This is a genomic window from Caulobacter sp., from assembly GCF_035254145.1.
Taxonomy (GTDB): Bacteria; Pseudomonadota; Alphaproteobacteria; order Caulobacterales; family Caulobacteraceae; genus Caulobacter.
On record NZ_DATFAV010000058.1, the window covers coordinates 1 to 3,029 of the forward strand.

General features: G+C 69.8%; 3 protein-coding genes. 2 read left to right on the forward strand and 1 reads right to left on the reverse strand.

Going from position 1 to position 3,029, the window contains the following annotated elements; all coding sequences use genetic code 11:
- Both VJ655_RS03155 and VJ655_RS03160 read left to right on the forward strand, forming a co-directional pair.
- The coding region (locus VJ655_RS03155; protein ID WP_324098166.1) for a class I adenylate-forming enzyme family protein at window positions 1-844 on the forward strand (844 nt) is incomplete at its 5' end.
- Window positions 845-973: 129 nt separating this feature from the next.
- Window positions 974-1,969: a DegT/DnrJ/EryC1/StrS family aminotransferase gene (locus VJ655_RS03160; protein WP_324098168.1), complete on the forward strand. Its 996-nt coding sequence runs from the start codon at window positions 974-976 to the stop codon at window positions 1,967-1,969.
- A 121-nt stretch (window positions 1,970-2,090) separates the two neighbouring features.
- Here VJ655_RS03160 and VJ655_RS03165 read toward each other — a convergent pair.
- On the reverse strand, window positions 2,091-3,029 hold a 939-nt coding region (locus VJ655_RS03165; protein WP_324098170.1), incomplete at its 5' end, for an adenosine deaminase.

Genomic DNA, 3,029 nt, shown 5'->3' on the forward strand with positions numbered 1-3,029 from the left:
CGTGGTGCTGATGAAGAAGTTCGACGTCGTGCGCTATCTGGAGCTGGCCCAGAAGCACCGCATGACCCACACCATGCTGGTGCCGGTGCAGTACCGCCGGCTCATGGAGCACCCGGACTTCGACCGCTACGACCTGTCGACCACGCATCTGAAGTTCTGCACCAGCGCCCCATTCGCGGCCGAGCTGAAAGGCCAGGTGCTCAAGCGCTGGCCCGGCGGCCTGGTCGAATACTTCGGCATGACCGAGGGCGGCGGCACCTGCATCCTCCTGGCCCACGAGCATCCGGACAAGCTGCACACGGTGGGCCAGCCCGCGCCCGGCCACGACATCCGCCTGATCGACGAGGAGGGCCGCCAGGTCGGCCCCGGCGTGGTCGGCGAGATCGTCGGCCGCTCGCCGGCGATGATGAACGGCTATTTCGGCCGGCCCGACAAGACGGCCGAGGCGACCTGGACCTCGCCCGAGGGCCACGCCTTCATCCGCACCGGCGACGTCGGGCGGTTCGACGAGGATGGCTTCCTGACGCTTATGGACCGCAAGAAGGACATGATCATCAGCGGCGGCTTCAACATCTATCCGTCCGACCTGGAGGCGGTGCTGGCGACCCATCCGGCGGTGGTCGAGGCGGCCGTGGTCGGCGTGCCCTCGGACGCCTGGGGCGAGACTCCGGTGGCCTTCGTGGCGGTGAAGGGCCAGGCCGATCCGGAAGAGATCAAGGCCTTCGTCAACGCCAAGGTCGGCAAGACCCAGCGCCTGACCGACCTGAAGATCCTCGACAGCCTGCCGCGCAGCCACATCGGCAAGGTGCTCAAGCGCGAGCTGAGGGACACCTGGCAAAAATAGCCGGGCGAATAGACGTTTTTGCCGCGACGGCGCGCCGCATTAGGCGGGACGGAATCGATGAATACGGTTGCTTAACCATATTGGCGCGGCCGCCGGGTCGCCCGGTTCGTCGTGGATTTCGTTCAGCTCATGTCGCCGCAACCGCTCGCCGCTCCCGCCGTGTTTCCATCGTCCAAGCCGCGCGCGCGCGCGGCCGCGCCGCTGGACTTCACGCCGCTGGACTTCACGGCGGTGGCCAGGGCCCTGGGCGAGGCCGGCTACGCTTCCGATCTTGAGCAGCGTCTGGCCGGCCGCTTCGCCCGTCCGGTCCGCGCCCGGGCCTTCGCCGACCGCGCCCAGGCCGTGGCCGCGACGCTGAAGGCGCTGGGCGTGCGGGCCGGCGGCGTCTGCGTCGTCTCCGCCCTGGTCGATCCCGAGACCCTGGCCGGCGTCGCGGCCGCGGGCCTCACCGCCTGGCTGGTCGACGTCGATCCGTTCAGCGCCATGTTCGACACCGCCCATCTTCGCGCGCGCCTGCCGCGGGCGCCGGGGCCGCTGGAGGCCATCGTGCCGGCCGCCGCCCACGGCCGCGCCCCCGACATGCGCGCCTGGGCCGCCTTTCGCGCCGAGACCGGCCTGCCGATCCTGGTCGACGCCTTCGCCGCCTTCGACGTGATGATCGAGGCGCCCGTGCCGGTGCTGATCGGCCTGCCCAGCGGCGAGGGCGTGTTCGTGGCCTGCGAGGACGCCGCGCCGGTCAACGCCATCGACGCGCGAGGTTTCGTCGGCGACGACGGCCTGGCCGCCTGGGCCGGCCTGCGCCATCGCCTCTGCGCCACGGCCCAGCAATTGCGGGTGCTGCTGCTGGACAGCGGCGTCAGCTTCCAGCCGGGCTGGGGCATGAGCTGGGTCTCGCCGACCTGCGCCCTGACCCTGCCCAGCGACGACGCCGGGACCGTGGCCTGGAAGCTGCGCCACGCGGGCGTGTCGGCCAGCTGCGCCGTCCGCGACCTGACCGTGAAGACCGACGACACCCCGATCGCCGACCACATCGCCGCCTCGACCGTGATGCTGACCCTCGACCCGGCCCTGGACATCGAAGGCCTCGACCGCCTGTGCGACGCGCTGCGCGGGGCGCTGGGCTAGAGCCAGCCTCCCTCTCCCATGGGGAGAGGGGCAGGGGAGAGGGGCTGAACCGTCGGCCGTCGGAACCCCTCACCTCCCGCCGCCGCGCGGCGGGTCCCTCCTCTCCCGGAGGGAGAGGGTTTCAGATAGCGTTCGCCGCGTAGGCCTCGACCTTGGCCACCCGTTCGGCTTTCTCGGCGTCGGACAGGAACGAGCCGGTGAAGCTGTTCCTGGCCAGGGTCACGATCTCGTCGCGGGTCAGGCCCACGGCGTCGGCGGTGGCCAGGTAGTTTTCCAACAGATAGCCGCCGAAATAGGCCGGGTCGTCGGAATTGACCGTGGCCTTCAGGCCCAGCGCCAGCATCTTCTTCAGCGGATGGACGTCCAGGCTGGGCACGCCGCACAGCTTCAGGTTCGACAGCGGGCAGACCGTGAGGGTCGTGCCGTCCTTGACCAGGCGGGCCGTCAGGGCCTCGTCCTCAAGCGCGCGGTTGCCGTGGTCGATGCGGTCGACCTTCACCAGGTCGATGGCTTCCCAGACATAGGCCGGCGGGCCTTCCTCGCCGGCGTGGGCCACGACCTTGAGGCCAAGGTCGCGGGCGGCCTGCATCACGCGCGCGAACTTGGCCGGCGGATGGCCGACCTCCGAGCTGTCGAGGCCGACGCCGGCCAGGGACGACAGCCACGGCTTGGCCTGTTCCAGGGTCTCGAACGCGGCCTCCTCCGACAGATGGCGCAGGAAGCACAGGATCAGCTTGGAGGTGACGCCATACGTCTTCTCGGCCTCGTCCATGCCGGCCAGCAGGCCCTTGATCACCGTGTCGAAGGCGATGCCGCGATCGGTGTGGGTCTGGGGGTCGAAGAAGATCTCTGCATGGGTCCCGCCGTCGGCCGCCAGGCGCTTGAAATAGGCCAGGGCCAGGTCCTTGAAGTCAGCCTGCGTGATCAGCACCCCCGCGCCCTGGTAGTAGATGTCCAGGAAGTCCTGCAGGTTCGAGAAGGCGTAGGCCGCCCGGATCTCGTCCACCGACTTGTAGGGCAGGGTGATCCCGTTGCGACGGGCCAGCTCGAACATCAGCTC

Bases quoted from the DNA above. Each gene is read 5' to 3' on its own strand.
- VJ655_RS03160 (WP_324098168.1), top strand. From the start codon at position 974: ATGTCGCCGCAACCGCTCGCCGCTCCCGCCGTGTTTCCATCGTCCAAG.